The 15,689-nt window shown below is 66.9% G+C and carries 16 protein-coding genes and 1 tRNA gene; 12 read left to right on the top strand and 5 right to left on the bottom strand.

Annotation, left to right across the window (positions count from 1 at the left end; all coding sequences use genetic code 11):
• Positions 1 to 106: 106 nt before the first annotated feature.
• The 4 genes from APY03_RS37375 (at position 107) to APY03_RS37360 (ending at position 2,175) form a co-directional block, all read left to right on the top strand.
• On the top strand, positions 107 to 532 hold the full coding sequence (locus tag APY03_RS37375; protein WP_068685488.1) for an NfeD family protein: 426 nt from the start codon (positions 107 to 109) through the stop codon (positions 530 to 532).
• 36 nt (positions 533 to 568) lie between these two features.
• Positions 569 to 1,498 (top strand): SPFH domain-containing protein, encoded by a 930-nt coding sequence (locus APY03_RS37370; protein ID WP_068685486.1) that lies wholly within the window; start codon positions 569 to 571, stop codon positions 1,496 to 1,498.
• 36 nt (positions 1,499 to 1,534) lie between these two features.
• Positions 1,535 to 1,625: transfer RNA gene (locus APY03_RS37365), tRNA-Ser, on the top strand.
• 169 nt (positions 1,626 to 1,794) lie between these two features.
• Positions 1,795 to 2,175 (top strand): response regulator, encoded by a 381-nt coding sequence (locus APY03_RS37360; RefSeq protein WP_068685484.1) that lies wholly within the window; start codon positions 1,795 to 1,797, stop codon positions 2,173 to 2,175.
• A 47-nt stretch (positions 2,176 to 2,222) separates the two neighbouring features.
• Here the strand turns inward: APY03_RS37360 and APY03_RS37355 are convergent, their stop codons facing one another.
• From APY03_RS37355 to APY03_RS37340, 4 genes are all read right to left on the bottom strand, one after another.
• A complete protein-coding gene (locus APY03_RS37355) occupies positions 2,223 to 3,440 on the bottom strand; it encodes a branched-chain amino acid ABC transporter substrate-binding protein (protein ID WP_068685482.1) in 1,218 nt (405 codons plus the stop codon).
• 137 nt (positions 3,441 to 3,577) lie between these two features.
• Entirely contained in the window at positions 3,578 to 3,970 is a 393-nt protein-coding gene (locus APY03_RS37350) for a hypothetical protein (protein ID WP_068685480.1), read from the bottom strand.
• Positions 3,970 to 4,407 carry a DNA polymerase III subunit chi gene (locus APY03_RS37345; protein WP_068685478.1) on the bottom strand — a complete coding sequence of 146 codons (438 nt, stop codon included), beginning with the start codon at positions 4,405 to 4,407 and terminating at the stop codon, positions 3,970 to 3,972. Before APY03_RS37345 ends, APY03_RS37350 begins: the two co-directional genes overlap by 1 nt.
• Positions 4,408 to 4,412: 5 nt before the next feature.
• Entirely contained in the window at positions 4,413 to 5,906 is a 1,494-nt protein-coding gene (locus APY03_RS37340) for a leucyl aminopeptidase (RefSeq protein WP_068685476.1), read from the bottom strand.
• Positions 5,907 to 5,927: 21 nt separating this feature from the next.
• Between APY03_RS37340 and lptF the strand changes: the two genes are divergently transcribed.
• From lptF to APY03_RS41005, 6 genes are all read left to right on the top strand, one after another.
• A complete protein-coding gene (lptF, locus tag APY03_RS37335) occupies positions 5,928 to 7,037 on the top strand; it encodes an LPS export ABC transporter permease LptF (RefSeq protein WP_068685474.1) in 1,110 nt (369 codons plus the stop codon).
• Positions 7,034 to 8,140: an LPS export ABC transporter permease LptG gene (lptG, locus tag APY03_RS37330; RefSeq protein ID WP_068685471.1), complete on the top strand. Its 1,107-nt coding sequence runs from the start codon at positions 7,034 to 7,036 to the stop codon at positions 8,138 to 8,140. Before lptF ends, lptG begins: the two co-directional genes overlap by 4 nt.
• A gap of 8 nt (positions 8,141 to 8,148) precedes the next feature.
• On the top strand, positions 8,149 to 8,520 hold the full coding sequence (locus tag APY03_RS37325) for a sirohydrochlorin chelatase (protein WP_068685469.1): 372 nt from the start codon (positions 8,149 to 8,151) through the stop codon (positions 8,518 to 8,520).
• 65 nt (positions 8,521 to 8,585) lie between these two features.
• On the top strand, positions 8,586 to 9,527 hold the full coding sequence (locus APY03_RS37320) for a CysB family HTH-type transcriptional regulator (protein ID WP_068685467.1): 942 nt from the start codon (positions 8,586 to 8,588) through the stop codon (positions 9,525 to 9,527).
• 26 nt (positions 9,528 to 9,553) lie between these two features.
• Complete coding sequence (locus APY03_RS37315; RefSeq protein ID WP_269475624.1) at positions 9,554 to 10,690, top strand: pyridoxal phosphate-dependent aminotransferase; 1,137 nt, start codon at positions 9,554 to 9,556, stop codon at positions 10,688 to 10,690.
• A 108-nt stretch (positions 10,691 to 10,798) separates the two neighbouring features.
• Positions 10,799 to 10,957, top strand: coding sequence for a DUF3309 family protein (locus tag APY03_RS41005; RefSeq protein WP_083944858.1), 159 nt, complete (start codon positions 10,799 to 10,801; stop codon positions 10,955 to 10,957).
• Positions 10,958 to 11,044: 87 nt separating this feature from the next.
• Here APY03_RS41005 and hrpA read toward each other — a convergent pair whose 3' ends face one another.
• A complete protein-coding gene (hrpA, locus tag APY03_RS37310) occupies positions 11,045 to 14,950 on the bottom strand; it encodes an ATP-dependent RNA helicase HrpA (protein WP_068685463.1) in 3,906 nt (1,301 codons plus the stop codon).
• Positions 14,951 to 15,032: 82 nt separating this feature from the next.
• Between hrpA and APY03_RS37305 the strand changes: the two genes are divergently transcribed.
• The gene (locus APY03_RS37305) at positions 15,033 to 15,266 is read left to right on the top strand and encodes a hypothetical protein (protein WP_198161370.1); all 234 of its coding nucleotides are present in this window, start codon (positions 15,033 to 15,035) and stop codon (positions 15,264 to 15,266) included.
• Positions 15,266 to 15,685 (top strand): PIN domain-containing protein, encoded by a 420-nt coding sequence (locus tag APY03_RS37300; protein ID WP_068685460.1) that lies wholly within the window; start codon positions 15,266 to 15,268, stop codon positions 15,683 to 15,685. The genes APY03_RS37305 and APY03_RS37300 overlap by 1 nt, the downstream gene beginning before the upstream one ends.
• Positions 15,686 to 15,689: the final 4 nt, after the last annotated feature.

The following is a 15,689-nucleotide window of genomic DNA, read 5'->3' as shown; positions in this document are numbered from 1 at the left end:
GGGGGCGGGACAAGCAAACAGCCGCGAAGTGTACGGAATTCAGATGAAGGGATCGCCGCCCTTTTGACACAGAATGTCATGCCTTCACTTAGAGAGGAGTCGTGACATGGCGAGTTCCACCGTCTGGTGGCTGATTGCGGGGGGAGCGATCGTGCTGGAGCTGCTGTCCGGCACCGTCTACCTGCTGCTCCTGAGTGCGGGTTTCGCGGCTGCGGCCATCGCGGCGCATGCCGGTGCCGGGCTGGGTACCCAGCTTGTCGTGGCAGCGGTCGTCGGCGTCGGCGCGGTGCTCGTCTGGCACACGATCCGCCGCAAGCGCCCGGCCGAACCGCCGGCCGCAGCCAACCGCGACATCAACCTGGACATCGGCGAAAGCATCTTTGTCGACGCCTGGCATCCGGACGGCACTGCCACCGTGCGCTACCGCGGCGCGCAATGGACCGTGGTGCCTCGCCCCGGCGTCACGCCGAGCATCGGCGAGCACCGGGTGGCCGAAGTCGTCGGCAGCCGGCTGGTCGTCGACAAGATCTGACACCCAAGCAAACAAGCACAACGAGGAAACATCTTCATGGAATTCACCGTCCCCCTGGTCCTGCTGGTCATCGCGATCATCGTCATCAGCCAGTCCATCAAGTTCGTGCCCCAGCAGAACGCCTGGGTGCGCGAGCGCCTGGGCAAGTACCACAACACGATGACGCCCGGGCCCAACTTCCTGATCCCCTTCATCGACAAGGTGGCCTACAAGCACAGCCTGAAGGAGATCCCGCTGGATGTCCCGAGCCAGATCTGCATCACCCGCGACAACACGCAGTTGCAGGTCGACGGCATCCTCTACTTCCAGGTCACCGACCCGATGCGCGCGAGCTACGGCTCGTCGAACTACATCGTGGCCGTGACACAACTGGCGCAGACCTCGCTGCGCAGCGTGATCGGCAAGCTCGAGCTCGACAAGACCTTCGAGGAGCGCGACATCATCAACGCACAGGTAGTGGCCGCCATCGACGAGGCGGCGCTGAACTGGGGGGTGAAGGTGCTGCGCTACGAGATCAAGGACCTGACGCCGCCGAAGGAGATCCTGCAGGCGATGCAGCGCCAGATCACGGCCGAGCGTGAAAAGCGCGCGCTGATCGCGGCCTCCGAAGGCCGCCGCCAGGAGCAGATCAACATCGCCACCGGCGAGCGCGAAGCCTTCATCGCGCGCTCCGAGGGCGAGAAGCAGGCCCAGATCAACAACGCGCAGGGCGAGGCGGCGGCCATCACGGCAGTGGCGGAGGCCACGGCCGGCGCCATCGAACGCGTGGCCGCCGCCATCCGCCAGCCCGGCGGCGAGCAGGCAGTGCAGCTGAAGGTGGCCGAGCGCGCCGTCGATGCCTACGGCAAGGTCGCGGCCGACGCCACCACCACCCTGATCGTGCCCAGCAACATGAACGAAACCGCCGCGCTCATCGCCTCGGCGATGCGCATGGTGCAGGCCGGAAAGACACCGAGCACCGCCTGAGAAGGCCCCGTCGCCGCTGCTACAATCGCGGGCTTCGGAGCGGTGGATGAGTGGTTTAAGTCGCACGCCTGGAAAGCGTGTGAGGGTTAATAGCCCTCCGCGGGTTCGAATCCCGCCTGCTCCGCCACTCGATCAGCAAATACGGGGCCCAGCGCCCCGTTTTCTTTTGCTTCAATCGCCCGGGCTGCCTCTTTTTCGTGCGCCTTATCCTACGCAACCGCGAGCAGCTTGGGCGGGCCGGCGCATGCTGCATTGCGGTAGGCTTTCGGCTTCACAGGCAAGAAAGCGTAAAGCGTATGACGCTCTCCACCTTCCTTGTCGAAGACAACAAGACGATCCGCGACAACCTGATCCCTGCCCTCGAGGACCTGGTCGGCGCCCAGGTCGTCGGTTGTGCCGACAGCGAAAACGAAGCGGCCACCTGGCTGGCCTCCCACGCCGGCGAGTGGCAGCTCGTGGTGATCGACGTGTTCCTCAAGCAGGGCTCCGGCCTCGGCGTGCTGAGAACCTGCAGGCAGCGCAGCGCAACCCAGCGCGCCGTGGTGCTGAGCAACTACGTCAATGCCGACATACGAGCACGCTGTAGGGCGTTGGGCGCTGATGCCGTGTTCGACAAGTCGCGGGAGCTCGAGGCCTTCTTCGACTACTGCAACGACGCCAGCCGCAGCGCCATGTAAAAAGGGCCCCTGAGGGCCCTTCTTTCGGCAGATGGAGCGGGCTTGTTTCAGCTCGCGCCGCGCACCACGGCGATCTGGGTACGCGCGCCACCCTTGTAGGTGTAGATCGTCAGCGCGCCGTTCTTGATGTCGCCCTTCTCGTCGAAGGCGATCGGGCCGGTCACGCCCTTGTATTGGATCTTGCCGAGCTCCAGCAGGTACTTCTCGGGATCGGCAGAACCGGCCTTCACCATGGCCTCGGCCAGCACGTTGACCGCGTCGTACACGTACGGTGCATAGATCTGCACGTCGACGCCGTTCTTGGTCTTGAACTTGGTCTTGAAGTCTTCCAGCGGCTGCTTGAAGTCGCCTTCGACACCGCCGGCTTCCGCGCAGACCACCATTTCTTCGCCGATCGCATCGCCGGCCAGCTTGGCCAACTCGCCGGTGCACAGGCCGTCGCCGCCCATGAACTTGACGTTCAGGCCCAGTTGCTTGACCTGCTTGAGCATCGGGCCGCCCACGGCGTCCATGCCGCCGAAGAACAGCACGTCGGGTTTGGCGCCCTTGAGCTTGGTGAGGATGGCGTTGAAGTCGGTCGACTTGTCGGTGGTGAACTCGTGGCCGACGATCGTGCCGCCGGCGGCCTTGACGGCCTTCTCGAACTCCTCGGCGACGCCCTGGCCGTACGCCGTGCGGTCGTCAATGACGGCGATGTTCTTGCCCTTGAGCGTATCGACCGCGTACTTGCCCAGCGTGCCGCCGAGCTGCGTGTCGTCAGCCACCACGCGGAAGGTGGTCTTGAAGCCCTGGCGGGTGTACTTGGGGTTGGTCGCAGAAGGCGAGACCTGCGGGATGCCGGCGTCGCTGTAGAGCTTGGAAGCGGGGATGGTGGTGCCCGAGTTCAGGTGGCCGACGATGCCGTTGACCTTGCTGTCGACCAGTTTCTGGGCAACCGCGGTGCCCTGCTTCGGATCGGCTGCGTCGTCCTCGGCGAGCAGCTCGAACTTGGCGACCTTGTCGCCGATCTTGAGGCCCTTGGCATTCAGGTCCTCGATGGCCATGCGCGCGCCGAGCTCGTTGTCCTTGCCGAGGTGGGCGATGGCGCCGCTGGTCGGGCCGACGTGACCGATCTTGACCACCAATGCATCGGCCGGAGGAGCCGCGGGAGCAGGGGCTGCCGCGGTGGGTGCCGGCGCAGTCGCCGGAGCCGCTGCTTCTTCCTTCTTGCCACAAGCCACGAGCGTGAGTGCTGCAAGCGTGACTGCAGTCCATTTCAATTGCATGAGGAACCTCCAAGTATTGGTGGATAAGAACACTAGATATACGGCCTTTTGATCCGTGCGCGAACCCTCAGCAAGTTTCACGCCGCAGACCCTCAGCGCCTCGCGCCTTCGACCTGGCGCGCAGTGTAGCCCAAGGATCAGGGGCGAAAAGGTGGCGTTGACCCTGGGTTGTCGGACAGCTCCTGGGCAAGGGCTTCGCTCACCAACTCGCGCAGCACCGCTTCGATTTCGTCGCGCAGGCGCGGGATCATGTTGTCGAGCTGTTGCTGAACTGCGGCCGACACCGTATCGCTCAGGCGCTCCTCCAGCGAGAGGTCCACGCGTTGGAGAACGCGATGCAGCAGGTGCTCCTCGACACGGAAGGCTTCGACCTCCGACAACAGGGTCTGTGGACCGAGCGCGACGGCCTGCGACCGGTCCGCAGCGACGGCCTGCTCGGGAACTGGCTGGCTCGCGGGCACTGACCCGGCCGGCACCTCGAGCACGGTGGTGAGCGTGGGCACGAAGCGTGGCGGGGTACGGGCGGACATCAGGCAGTGCTCCCTGCGAAGTCGTGGCGCTGGATCGCGTAGCCGCGGTCGGCGTAATGCCGCCAGCGCGCGCGGCCGGCTTGCCGATCGGCATCGTCGGCGCTCACGATGTCGATCAGGCGTTCGAAGCGCTCGAAGCCGCCGGGCACCGTGTGACCGAGGTTCACCAGCACCTGGCGATGCGGCAGCGGCGCATCGCAGCTCTCGGCCAGCACCACCGGCGATCTCGCAAGCGTGTGGGGCTCGCCATCGCTGCGGCAGTGGGCGATGAACTCCGCCGGCGCGAAGGTCCAGAGCGCGAGATCTACCGCGTCGAGCATCTGCGCATCGGCGACCACCACCACGCGTGCGCCCCGCGCACCGACGGCCTTGCGCAGCAGCCGGCAGGCGTAGTTCACCTTGTCCGGCGTGTTGAAGTGGAAGTCGATCTCGGTCATGGCCGCTACCGGGCCTTGGCGTGCCTGCGAGCCTTGCGCGGCACCGGCCGGGCGTCGCCTTGGCGGGCCCGCTCCAGCAGATAGGACAGCAGCAGACCGACGGGGCGTCCGGTCGCGCCCTTGGCCGCCCCGCTCTTCCACGCCGTGCCCGCGATATCCAGGTGCGCCCAGGGGAAGTCGCCCGCGAAGCGTTGCAGGAACTTGGCCGCGGTGACCGCGCCGCCGGCCCGGCCCGCAACGTTCGCCACGTCGGCGAAATTGGTCTTGAGGCCCTCGGCGTAGTCATCGTCGAGCGGCATGCGCCAGCAGCGGTCCTGCGATGCCTCGCCGGCCTCCAGCAGCGCATCGGCCAGCGCGTCGTCGCTGGCGAAGAGGCCGCTGCGCACGCCGCCCAGCGCCACCACGCAGGCCCCGGTCAGCGTGGCGATGTCGACCACCACCGCAGGGTCGAAGCGCCTGGCGTAGCTCAGCGCATCGCACAGGATCAGGCGCCCCTCGGCATCGGTGTTGAGGATCTCGATGGTCTGCCCGCTCATGCTGGTGATCACGTCGCCGGGCTTGATCGCGCGGCCGTCGTTCATGTTCTCGCAGGTCGGGATCAGCCCCACGACGTTGATGGAGGGACGGATGTCGCCGAGCGCGCGGAACACGCCCAGCACGCTGGCGGCGCCGCACATGTCGAACTTCATCTCGTCCATCTCCGCCGCCGGCTTGAGCGAGACGCCGCCGGTATCGAAGGTGATGCCCTTGCCCACCAGCACCACGGGCGCCTCGTCCTTGGGGGCACCCTGGTAGCGCAGCACGATGAAGCGCAGCGGCTCGGCCGAGCCCTGCGCAACCGCGCTGAACGCGCCCATGCCGAGCTTCTGGACCTCCTTGGGCCCCAGCACCTCGCACTTCAGCTGCGGCAGCGCGGCGAGCTTCTGCGCGGCCTCGGCCAGCATCGTGGGGGTGCAGTGGTTGCCGGGGCGATTGGCCCATTCCTTGGCCAGCTCGATGCCCGCGACCGTGGCCGCGGCCTCGCCGAAGGCCTCGCGAAGCGCCGCCGAATCGGCCACGCCGAAGTCCAGCTGGCGAATCGAGCGCGGCTCGGGCTTGGACTTGGTGGCGGTGTAGACATAGCTCGCGTCGGCCGCCGCGATCACCGCGCTGCGCAGGCCTGCCGCGTCGGTGGGCTGGGCAAAGACGATCGCCACCCGCTTGGGGTCCGCTGCCTTGGCCGCGGCGACGGCGGCCAGCACGCCGGTGCGCACCGAGGCAGGCTTGCCGTCGCCCACCGAGGCCAGCAGCACCCGCGGCGCCGCGATACGGGCCGGACGGTACAAGGCCAGCACCTTGCCGGCCTTGTCGCCCAGGTCGCCGGACTTGCGGGCGTCGGCCACGAGCGTCGCGATCACATCCTTGGAGGGGGAGGCTCCGGCTGCGGCGAGCACGATCAGCGCATCGCATTTGTCAGTGGCAGCCTGGGCGGTGGAGAGGGTCTTGATTTGAAAGTCCATAATCCTTTTTTTCCCTCGACGATGTTATTCCATTCCTCCATACGCAAGGAGCTGTCGCGCAGCTTCGGGGCCACGCTGGTGGTGCTGATCACCATCGTGATGACCATGATGCTGATCCGCACGCTCGGCCTGGCGGCCAGGGGCAGCGTGAATCCCTCCGAGGTCTTCCTGGTGATGACCTACACGGTGCTCGGCTACATGCCCACCATCCTGAGCCTCAGCCTGTTCGTCGCCATCGTGGGCACGCTGTCTCGCATGTACCGCGACAGCGAGATGGTGATCTGGTTCTCCAGCGGCCGCGGCCTGGCCGATTTCCTGCCTCCGCTGTTCCGCTTCGCCTGGCCGATCCTGCTGCTGATCGCCGTGTTCGCCCTGGTCGGCTGGCCCTGGGCCAACTCGCAGACCCAGGGCATGCGCGACCAGTACCAGCGCCGCAGCGACATCGAACGCGTGTCGCCCGGCGAGTTCCGCGAGTCAGCTGGACGGCTGCGGGTGTTCTTCATCGACAAGGACACGCCCGACAGCGCCACCGCCAGCAACGTGTTCATCTCCTCGATCGAGCGCAACCTGCAGATCATCACCTCCGCGCAGAGCGGCCGCATCGAGAACATCGGCGAATCGCGCTACCTGATGCTGAGCAACGGCCAGCGGCTGGAACGCCCGCTGCTGCCCGGCGAGCTCAAGATCAGCGAGTTCCGCAGCTACGGCGCCAAGGTCGGCAGCGACATCGATCCCTCCAACGGCGCCGCGCCGGTGCGTGCCAAGACCACCCTGAACCTGATGCGCGAGCCCAGCGTGGCCAATAACGGCGAGCTGGCCTGGCGCATCGGCATGGTGCTCGCGGCCATCAACTTCGTGGTGCTGGCGCTGACCGTTTCGAGCGCCAATCCGCGCGTGGGCCGCAGCGGCAACCTGCTGTTCGCGCTGTGCGCCTTCGTCCTCTACTACAACCTGCTCAATCTCGGCCAGAACTGGGTCGGCACGGGCCGCTACAGCATGGGTGGCTTCATGCTGGCGCTGCATGGCGGCGCGCTTGCGCTCGCCCTGCTCTGGCTCGCCAAGCGCCATTTCAACTGGAGCTGGCACCCGTTCCCCGTCCGAAGCCGGTCGCCGGCGAGTTCCGAAACGTGAAAACCATTCGCCGGCTGATCTACGTCGAGGTGCTGAAGGCGGTGGCCTTCGTGACCCTGGGCTTCCTGAGCCTGTTCTTCTTCTTCGACTTCGTCGACGAGCTGCAGTCCATCGGACAGCCGGGCACCCTGGGCTACGGCGGGGCCCAGGCCCTGATGTACGTCGCCCTGCTGATCCCGAGCCATCTCTACGAGCTGCTCCCGATCGCGGTGCTGATCGGCACCATCTTCGTGATGGCGCGGCTGGCGCAGAGCTCCGAGTACACGATCCTGCGCACCAGCGGCCTCGGCCCCTGGCGTGCGCTGCGCACCCTGCTCGTGCTGGGCCTCGGCTTCGTGTTCCTGACCTTCGCGGTGGGCGACTATGTCTCGCCTGCTTCCGACCGCACCGCCCAGCTGCTGAAGTCGCGCTACCAGGGCACCTATTCGCTGGTGGGCTACACCGGCGCGTGGCTCAGGGAAAAACAGGGCGACAAGTCCTATGCGGTGAACGTGGCCTCGATCTCGCGCGACGGCACGCTGAAGGACCTGCGCATCTTCGAGTTCGGCGCGAAGGGCCTTCTGGTCTCGCACACCTCCGCCTTGCAGGCGCACATCTCGAACGGGGTGTGGACGCTGGTCGGCGTAGAGCAGCAGCAGTACGACACGGGCAATGCCGACAAGGTCCGCGTCATCACCACGCAAACCCCGGTCGTGAACTGGCCAAGTTCGCTCACCAACGAGATGGTCTCGGTGGCGCTGCTGCGGCCGGACCGCATGCGCACCATCGACCTGTTCGAATACATCCAGCACCTCGATGCCAACGGCCAGACCGCCCAGCGCTATGAGATCGAGTTCTGGCGCAAGGTCTTCTATCCACTGTCCTGCCTGGTGATGGTGGTGCTCGCCCTGCCCTTCGCCTACCTGCATTTCCGCCAGGCGGGCATTACGGCCTACGTGTTCGGCGGCGTGATGATCGGCATCAGCTTCTTCCTGCTGAACAACGTGTTCGGCTACCTGGGCAACCTGAGCAATTGGTGGCCCTGGATCACGGCCGCGGCCCCTGGCCTGATCTATTCGGTGATGTCGCTGGCGGCCTTCACCTGGCTGGTGCTGCGGCGCTAGCGACGCGCATGGAGGAACGCACTCTCGGCATCGTGCTGCTCGCGCACGGCTCTCGCGATGTCCGCTGGCGCGCGCCGGTGGAAGCCGTGGCGCGGCGGGTGGCTGATCTCGATCCGGCAGTGCAGGTGCGCAGCGCCTACCTCGAGCTGTCGCAGCCGGATCTGCGAACCGCCATGGCGGAGCTGGTCGCCGGTGGCGCCGGGGCGGTGCGTGTGGTGCCGCTCTTCCTCGGCATGGGCAAGCATCTGCGGGAAGACCTGCCGCGGCTGCTCGAAGAACTGCGCGCATCCCACCCGCAGGTGCCGGTCGAACTGGCGCGGACCGTCGGCGAAGAGCCCGAGGTGCTCGACCTGCTGGCCCGGCTGGCTCTCGGATCCTGAACATTTCCGGCGTTTTCGATAGACCGGGAAGGCATAATGAATCCGGAAATAAGACGGAACTTGTTATGAATCTTCACCAGTTCAAGTTCGTGCAGGAGGCGGTGCGTCGCAACCTCAACCTGACCGAGGCGGCCAAGGCACTGCACACCTCGCAGCCCGGCGTGTCCAAGGCAATCATCGAGCTCGAGGAAGAACTGGGCGTGGAAATCTTCGCGCGCCACGGCAAGCGCCTGAAGCGCGTGACCGAGCCGGGCCAGCATGTGCTCGCGAGCATCGAGCTCATCATGCGCGAGGTGGGCAACCTCAAGCGCATCGGCGAGCAGTTCAGCGCGCAGGACAGCGGCACCCTCTCGATCGCCACCACCCACACGCAGGCCCGGTACGTGCTGCCGGTGCCGGTGGCCAGGCTGCGCGAGGCCTATCCCAAGGTCAACGTGAGCCTCCACCAGGGCTCGCCCGACCAGGTGGCGAGGATGGTGATAGATGAGATCGCCGAGATCGGCATCGCCACCGAGTCGCTCGCGGACTACGCCGAGCTCGTGACCCTGCCCTGCTACGAGTGGCAGCACGTGCTGGTGTTGCCCAAGACGCACCCGCTGGCGGACAAGGAGCGCATCCATCTCGAGGACTTGGCGGCCGAGCCCATCATCACCTACCACCCTTCCTTCACCGGCCGCACACGCATCGACCATGCCTTCGCGCAGAAGAAGCTCACGCCGCGCATCGCGCTGGAGGCCATCGACTCCGACGTGATCAAGACCTACGTGCGCCTCGGCCTGGGCGTCGGCATCGTGGCCGAGATGGCCGTGCGCGACGACTCCAATGCCGACCTGGTGGTGCGGCCCATGGGCCACGTGTTCGGCAGCAACATCGCACGCGTCGCCTTCAAGCGCAGCGCCTACCTGCGCAACTTCGTCTTCAAATTCGCCGAGCTGCTGTCGGACCGGCTCGACCGCAACCTGATCGCCAAGGCATTGGCTGGTCACAACCAGGACTACGAACTGTGAGCAATCCGGTTGCCCGCACTCCGAATGTGCAAACCAAGCTGCCGAGCGTCGGCACGACCATCTTCACCGTGATGTCGGCGCTGGCCGCCGAGAAGAATGCCGTCAACCTCGGCCAGGGCTTCCCCGATTTCGACTGCGACCCCAAGCTGCTCGATGCGGTGACTGCCGCCATGGCCGCCGGCCACAACCAGTACCCGCCGATGCCCGGCATCCTCCCGCTGCGCGAGGCGATCGCCGCGAAGGTCGAGACGCTCTATGGACACCGCTACGACCCGGCGAGCGAGATCACCATCACCGCCGGCGCCACGCAGGCCATCATCACCGCCATCCTCGCGGTGGTGCATGCCGGCGACGAGGTGATCGTGCTGGAGCCCTGCTACGACAGCTATGCCCCCAATATCGAACTGGCCGGCGGGACGGTGGTGCGGGTGCCGCTCACACCCGGCAGCTTCCGGCCCGACTTCGACAGGATCGCGGCCGCGCTCACCCCGCGTACGCGCGCGATCATCGTCAACACGCCGCACAACCCCAGCGCCACCGTGTGGACCGAGGCCGAAATGCGCCGGCTCGAGGAACTCCTCGCGCCGACCGACGTGTTGGTGATCAGCGACGAGGTCTACGAGCACATGGTCTACGCCGGCGCGCGCCACGAAAGCGCCGCGCGCTTCCCCGGCCTGGCAGCGCGCAGCTTCATCGTCAGCAGCTTCGGCAAGACCTACCACGTGACCGGCTGGAAGGTCGGCTACGTCGCGGCGCCGGCGCCGCTCACGGCCGAGTTCCGCAAGGTGCACCAGTTCAACGTGTTCACCGTCAACACGCCGATGCAGCACGCGCTCGCCAGCTACATGGCCGACCCGGCGCCCTACCTGGAGTTGCCGGCCTTCTACCAGCGTAAGCGCGACCTGTTCGCCGAGGGCCTGGCGAAGACCCGGTTCAAGCTGCTGCCGAGCGCCGGTACGTACTTCCAGTGCGTCGACATCCGCGAGGTCAGCGACCTGGGCGAAGCCGATTTCTGCCAATGGCTCACCCGCGAGATCGGCGTAGCCGCCATCCCGCTGTCGGCCTTCTACGCCGAGGGCTTCGACCAGCGCGTTGTGCGCTTCTGCTTCGCCAAGAAAGACGAGACGCTCAGGGCGGCGCTCGACCGGCTGGCCCGGCTCTGACACGAACGGTAGGAGAGTCCTGACCGCCGGAGGGCGCGCCTTCCGGCGGCCAAAGGCAGCGCTCCCAATGACCATGGGTCCTCGGTACACAACACCAAGGAGTCATCCATGTCGCTCTCGCTGATCCTGCTGATCGTCCTGATCCTGCTGCTGATAGGCGCTCTGCCAAGCTGGGGCTACAGCCGCAGCTGGGGCTACGGGCCGAGCGGCGGCCTGGGCCTGGTGGTGCTGGTGGTGATCGTGCTGCTCCTGATGGGGCGCATATAGAAATGAAGAAGTAGCTCGCGGCGCCCCGGCGCCGCAACGGCAAGGCCCACCCCCCGGTGGGCTTTTTTTCGCCGGCGTTTCGGATGCTCAGCCCTGAAGCTGCGCCCAGAGCTTGTCGAGCCGCTTGATGCTCACCGGCTGCGGTGTGCGCAGCTCCTGCGCGAAGAAGCTCACGCGCAACTCCTCCAGCAACCAGCGGAACTCGTCCATGCGCTCGTCCACGGCACCCTTGCGCTCGGCCACCAGGCGCCAGTAACGCTGCTCCTGCGGCCGCAGCTCCGCCAGCCGCTGGGCGTCACGGGCAGGGTCGGCGCGCAGCTTGTCCAACCGCAGGCTGATGGCCTTGAGGTAGCGTGCGAAATGCGCGAGCCGGGGCCACGGCGTCTGCGCGACGAAACGCTTGCCTACCAGGCGCTGCAGCTGCTGCGCGGCGTCCGCCGTCGCTTCGGGCTGGACCTTGGTGTCCTTGATCTTGCGCGCTGCCAAGGTGTATTCCGCGAGGATGGTGCCCGCGAGGCGGGCAATCTCGTTGGCAATCAGCGTGAGCCGCCCGCGCCCCTCCTCCACACGGCGCTCGAAGGCGGCCTGGTCGGCGGGCAGCGGCTCCTGCAGGAAGGCTCGCTCCAGCGCCACCTCGACAATCTGCGCGCGCAGCTCCTCGGCCGTGCCCAGCGGCATGTAGGCCACCGCCATCTTCTGCAGGTCCGGGATGTTCTTCTCGAGGTACTTGAGCGCGTCCTTGAGCTGCAATGCGACCAGGCGACGCAGGCCGGCGCGATGCTTGGCCGCGGCTACCGCCGGCTCGTCGAACACCTCGATCGTCACCGCGTCGCCGGCATCGACCAGGGCCGGGAAGCCGATCAGCGACTGGGCACCACGGCGCACTTCCATCAGCTCGGGCAGCTCTCCGAAGCTCCAGCTCGTGTAGCGCTGGCCCGCTGGCAGGGAAGGTGCGTCCTCCTTCGTCGCGGCGCGGCCCGCGGTCTGCTTGGCCTCGCCGGCCTCCGCGGAGGGTGGCGCATCCTGCGAGACCTTCACCTGCAGCCCTGCCAGCGCCTGGAAGGCACCGCGTGCCTGCGCGCCCAGCTCCGCCTTCAGCGCCCCGAGGTTGCGGCCCATGCCCAGCTGCCGGCCGTGTTCGTCAACCACGCGCAGGTTCATGAACAGGTGAGGCGGCAGCATGTCGAGCTTGAAGTCGGTGCGCTTGACGTCCAGGCTGGCCTCGTTGCGAACCCGCTTGAGCAGCGCCTCGGTCAGCGATCCGTGGCCGAAGGCCTCGGGAGCCCCCAGCGCTTCGGCGAGCCGTGCGGCCGATTCGGGCAACGGCACCAGCCGCGACCGCGGCTTTTGCGGCAAGCTCTTGAGCAGCGCCTGCACCTTGTCTTTGAGCATGCCCGCGACCAGCCACTCGCAGCGCTCCTCGCTCACCTGGTTCAGCACGAAGAGCGGCACGGTCACCGTCAGCCCATCTCTGGGATCGCCGGGCTCGTGCAGATAGCTGGCCGCGCAGTCCACGCCACCCAGTCGCAGCGTCGGCGGGAAGGACTGCGTCGTGATCCCCGCCGCCTGGTGGCGCATCAGCTCCTCGCGCGTCAGGTAAAGCAGCTTCGGCGCCTCCTTCGAGGCTTGTCGGTACCAGCTCTCGAACGCGAAGCCGCTGGCGAGGTCGGAAGGCAGCTGGGCGTCGTAGAAGGCGTAGATCAGCTCGTCGTCGACCAGCACGTCCTGGCGGCGCGACTTGTGCTCCAGCCCCTCGACCTCGCGCACCAGCTTTCGGTTGGCGGCAAGGAAGGGCAGCTTGCTCTCCCACTGCCCGCCGACCAGCGCCTCGCGGATGAAGATGTCGCGCGCCGCGACCGGATCGACGCGGCCGAATTCCACGCGACGCCCGCTGTAGACCACCAGCCCGTAGAGCGTCGCGCGCTCCAGCGCCACGACCTGCGCGCTCTTCTTCTCCCAATGCGGATCGAGCAGCTGCTTCTTCAGCAGATGGCCCGCCACCTGCTCCAGCCATGGAGGCTCGATGTTGGCGATGCCGCGGCCGAAGAGGCGCGTGGTCTCCACCAGCTCGGCGCACACGATCCAGCGGCCGGGCTTCTTCTTGAGGTGCGCGCCGGGATGCCGATGGAACTTGATGCCGCGGGCGCCGAGGTAGGCCTCTTCTTCCTCCATCTTCCAGCCCACGTTGCCGAGCAGTCCCGACAGCATGGACAGGTGCAGCGCCTCGTAGCTGGCGGGCGCGCTGTTGACGCGCCACTTGTGCTCCGTCACCACCGTGAGCAGTTGCGAATGGATGTCGCGCCACTCGCGCACGCGGCGGACGTTGATGAAGTTCTGGCGCAGGAGCTGCTCGTACTGTCGATTGCTGAGCTTGTGGGTGGGCGCGCTCCCACCGCGGCCCTCCCCCGCACCTCCACCGCGCGCATCATGGATCCACTGCCACAGCCGCAGATACCCGCTGAACTCGCTCTTCTCGTCATCGAACTTGGCGTGCGCCTGGTCCGCCTGCTGCTGCGCGTCGAGAGGCCGATCCCGAACGTCCTGCACCGACAGCGCGCTGGCGATCACCAGCACCTCGTCGAGCGCGCCGCGCGTGCGCGCCTCCAGGATCATGCGGCCGACGCGCGGGTCCAGCGGCAGCTTCGCGAGCTCCATGCCCATGGGCGTGAGTTCGTTGGCATCGTCGACCGCGCCGAGCTCGTTGAGCAGCTGGTAGCCGTCGGCGATGGCGCGCCGCTGCGGCGCCTCCAGGAAGGGAAAGCGCTCGACATCGCCCAGATGCAGCGATTTCATCCGCAGGATCACGCCGGCCAGCGACGATCGCAGGATCTCCGGGTCGGTGAAGCGCGGGCGCCCTTCGAAATCCTTCTCGTCATAAAGCCGGATGCAGATGCCATCGGCCACCCGCCCGCAGCGGCCGGCGCGCTGGTTGGCCGCTGCCTGGCTGATCGGCTCGACCAGCAACTGCTCCACCTTGCTGCGGAAGCTGTAGCGCTTGACCCGCGCCGTGCCGGCGTCGATCACGTAGCGAATGCCAGGCACCGTCAGCGAGGTCTCGGCCACGTTGGTCGCGAGCACGATGCGCCGGCCGCTGTGGCTGTCGAAGATGCGGTCCTGCTCGGCCTGCGACAGGCGCGCGAACAGGGGCAGCACCTCGGCGTTGCGCAGCAGCGGCTGGTGGCTCAGGTGCTTGCGCAGGTGGTCCGCGGCCTCGCGGATCTCGCGCTCGCCAGGCAGGAAGACCAGGATGTCGCCGCCATCGCGCGGGTCCCGCCAGAGCTCGTCGACGCCGTCGGCGATCGCGTCGTTGAGGTCGTAGTCGCGCGACTCCTCGTAGGGGCGGTAGCGCTGCTCGACGGGGTACATGCGGCCCGAGACATAGATGGTGGGCGCAGGACCTTTTGCCGACGCGAAATGCTGCGCAAAGCGCTCGGCATCGATGGTGGCCGAGGTCACGATCACCTTGAGATCGGGCCGCCGCGGCAGGATCTCGCGCAGGTAGCCCAGCAGGAAATCGATATTGAGCGAGCGCTCGTGCGCCTCGTCGATGATCAGCGTGTCATAAGCCTTGAGCAGCGGGTCGGTCTGCGTCTCGGCCAGCAGGATGCCGTCGGTCATCAGCTTGACCGAGGCATCGCGCGACAGGCGGTCCTGGAAGCGCACCTTGTAGCCGACCACCTCGCCCAGCGGCGTCTTGAGCTCTTCCGCGATGCGCTTGGCGACCGAGGAGGCGGCGATGCGCCGCGGCTGGGTATGGCCGATCAGCCGACCCTTCCCGGGCGGTGCATTGAGCTTGCCGCGGCCCATCGCCAGCGCGATCTTGGGCAATTGCGTGGTCTTGCCGGAGCCGGTTTCGCCACAGACGATGACGACCTGGTGGCCCGCGATGGCAGCCATGATCTCGTCACGCCGCGCCGAGACGGGCAGGGACTCTGGAAATTCGATGGCGAGCGGCGCGCGCGCCTGCACCGCGAGGGGTGGATGGGAACTCATGAACCGGCCGATTATCTCACTTCACGGGTTCACGTGCTACACTGGTTCTCGTATCGCTGCAGAGGGGAAACGGATGACCAATTTGACCATCGCCGTCGACGAAGCCATCGTGCGCAAGGCGCGCGTACGCGCCATCAACGAAGGCACGTCCGTCAGTGCCCGCATCCGCGAGTTCCTCGCTGACTACGCCCAGGGCAATGATCGCCAGCAGGTTGCCGGCGAGGCCTTTATCGCCGCGGCCCGGCGCAGCAAGGCGAACAGCCAGGGCGCGAAGTGGTCGCGCGAAGACGCACACGATCGTCCCTACCCCTCCTGATGACCACCTTTTTCGACACCAACGTGCTGGTCTACGCAGTCGACGCGGGCGATCCCGTCCGCAAGGAGATCGCGATCGACCGCTTTGCCCGAGCCATCAAGGACGACACGGTCGCGCTCAGCACCCAGGTGCTGCAGGAGTTCTACAACATCACGACGCGCAAGCTGAAGCCCCCGCTCAGCACACGCGAAGCCACCAGCCAGATCAGCCAGCTGTGCGCGTTCGACGTGGTCGGCGCCACCGCCGAGAGCGTCGTGGCCGCGGCCGAGCTGGCTCAAAAGCATCGGCTGCAGTGGTGGGACGCGCTGATTCTCGAAGCCGCGCTGCGCGCCAATGCCGACGTGCTCGTGTCGCATGACGGCCAGCACGGCCAGCGATTCGGGAGGCTTGTCGTCGAAAATCCTTTCCATTCGAGCTGACGTC

Origin of the sequence: Variovorax sp. WDL1 (assembly GCF_001541225.1) — a bacterium.
In the GTDB taxonomy this organism is placed as follows: Bacteria; Pseudomonadota; Gammaproteobacteria; order Burkholderiales; family Burkholderiaceae_C; genus Variovorax.
This window is presented reverse-complemented; position numbering and strand designations above follow the sequence as displayed.

Excerpts from the sequence above, each read along its gene's own strand:
- APY03_RS37345 (WP_068685478.1), bottom strand. The coding sequence starts at position 4,407 with ATGACCGAGATCGACTTCCACTTCAACACGCCGGACAAGGTGAACTAC.
- APY03_RS37300 (WP_068685460.1), top strand. The coding sequence starts at position 15,266 with ATGACCACCTTTTTCGACACCAACGTGCTGGTCTACGCAGTCGACGCG.
- APY03_RS37340 (WP_068685476.1), bottom strand. The coding sequence starts at position 5,906 with ATGGACTTTCAAATCAAGACCCTCTCCACCGCCCAGGCTGCCACTGAC.
- hrpA (WP_068685463.1), bottom strand. The coding sequence starts at position 14,950 with ATGAGTTCCCATCCACCCCTCGCGGTGCAGGCGCGCGCGCCGCTCGCC.
- APY03_RS37325 (WP_068685469.1), top strand. The coding sequence starts at position 8,149 with ATGGAGGAACGCACTCTCGGCATCGTGCTGCTCGCGCACGGCTCTCGC.
- lptF (WP_068685474.1), top strand. The coding sequence starts at position 5,928 with ATGTTATTCCATTCCTCCATACGCAAGGAGCTGTCGCGCAGCTTCGGG.
- APY03_RS37355 (WP_068685482.1), bottom strand. The coding sequence starts at position 3,440 with ATGCAATTGAAATGGACTGCAGTCACGCTTGCAGCACTCACGCTCGTG.
- APY03_RS37320 (WP_068685467.1), top strand. The coding sequence starts at position 8,586 with ATGAATCTTCACCAGTTCAAGTTCGTGCAGGAGGCGGTGCGTCGCAAC.
- APY03_RS37370 (WP_068685486.1), top strand. The coding sequence starts at position 569 with ATGGAATTCACCGTCCCCCTGGTCCTGCTGGTCATCGCGATCATCGTC.
- APY03_RS37360 (WP_068685484.1), top strand. The coding sequence starts at position 1,795 with ATGACGCTCTCCACCTTCCTTGTCGAAGACAACAAGACGATCCGCGAC.
- APY03_RS37350 (WP_068685480.1), bottom strand. The coding sequence starts at position 3,970 with ATGTCCGCCCGTACCCCGCCACGCTTCGTGCCCACGCTCACCACCGTG.
- APY03_RS37375 (WP_068685488.1), top strand. The coding sequence starts at position 107 with ATGGCGAGTTCCACCGTCTGGTGGCTGATTGCGGGGGGAGCGATCGTG.
- APY03_RS41005 (WP_083944858.1), top strand. The coding sequence starts at position 10,799 with ATGTCGCTCTCGCTGATCCTGCTGATCGTCCTGATCCTGCTGCTGATA.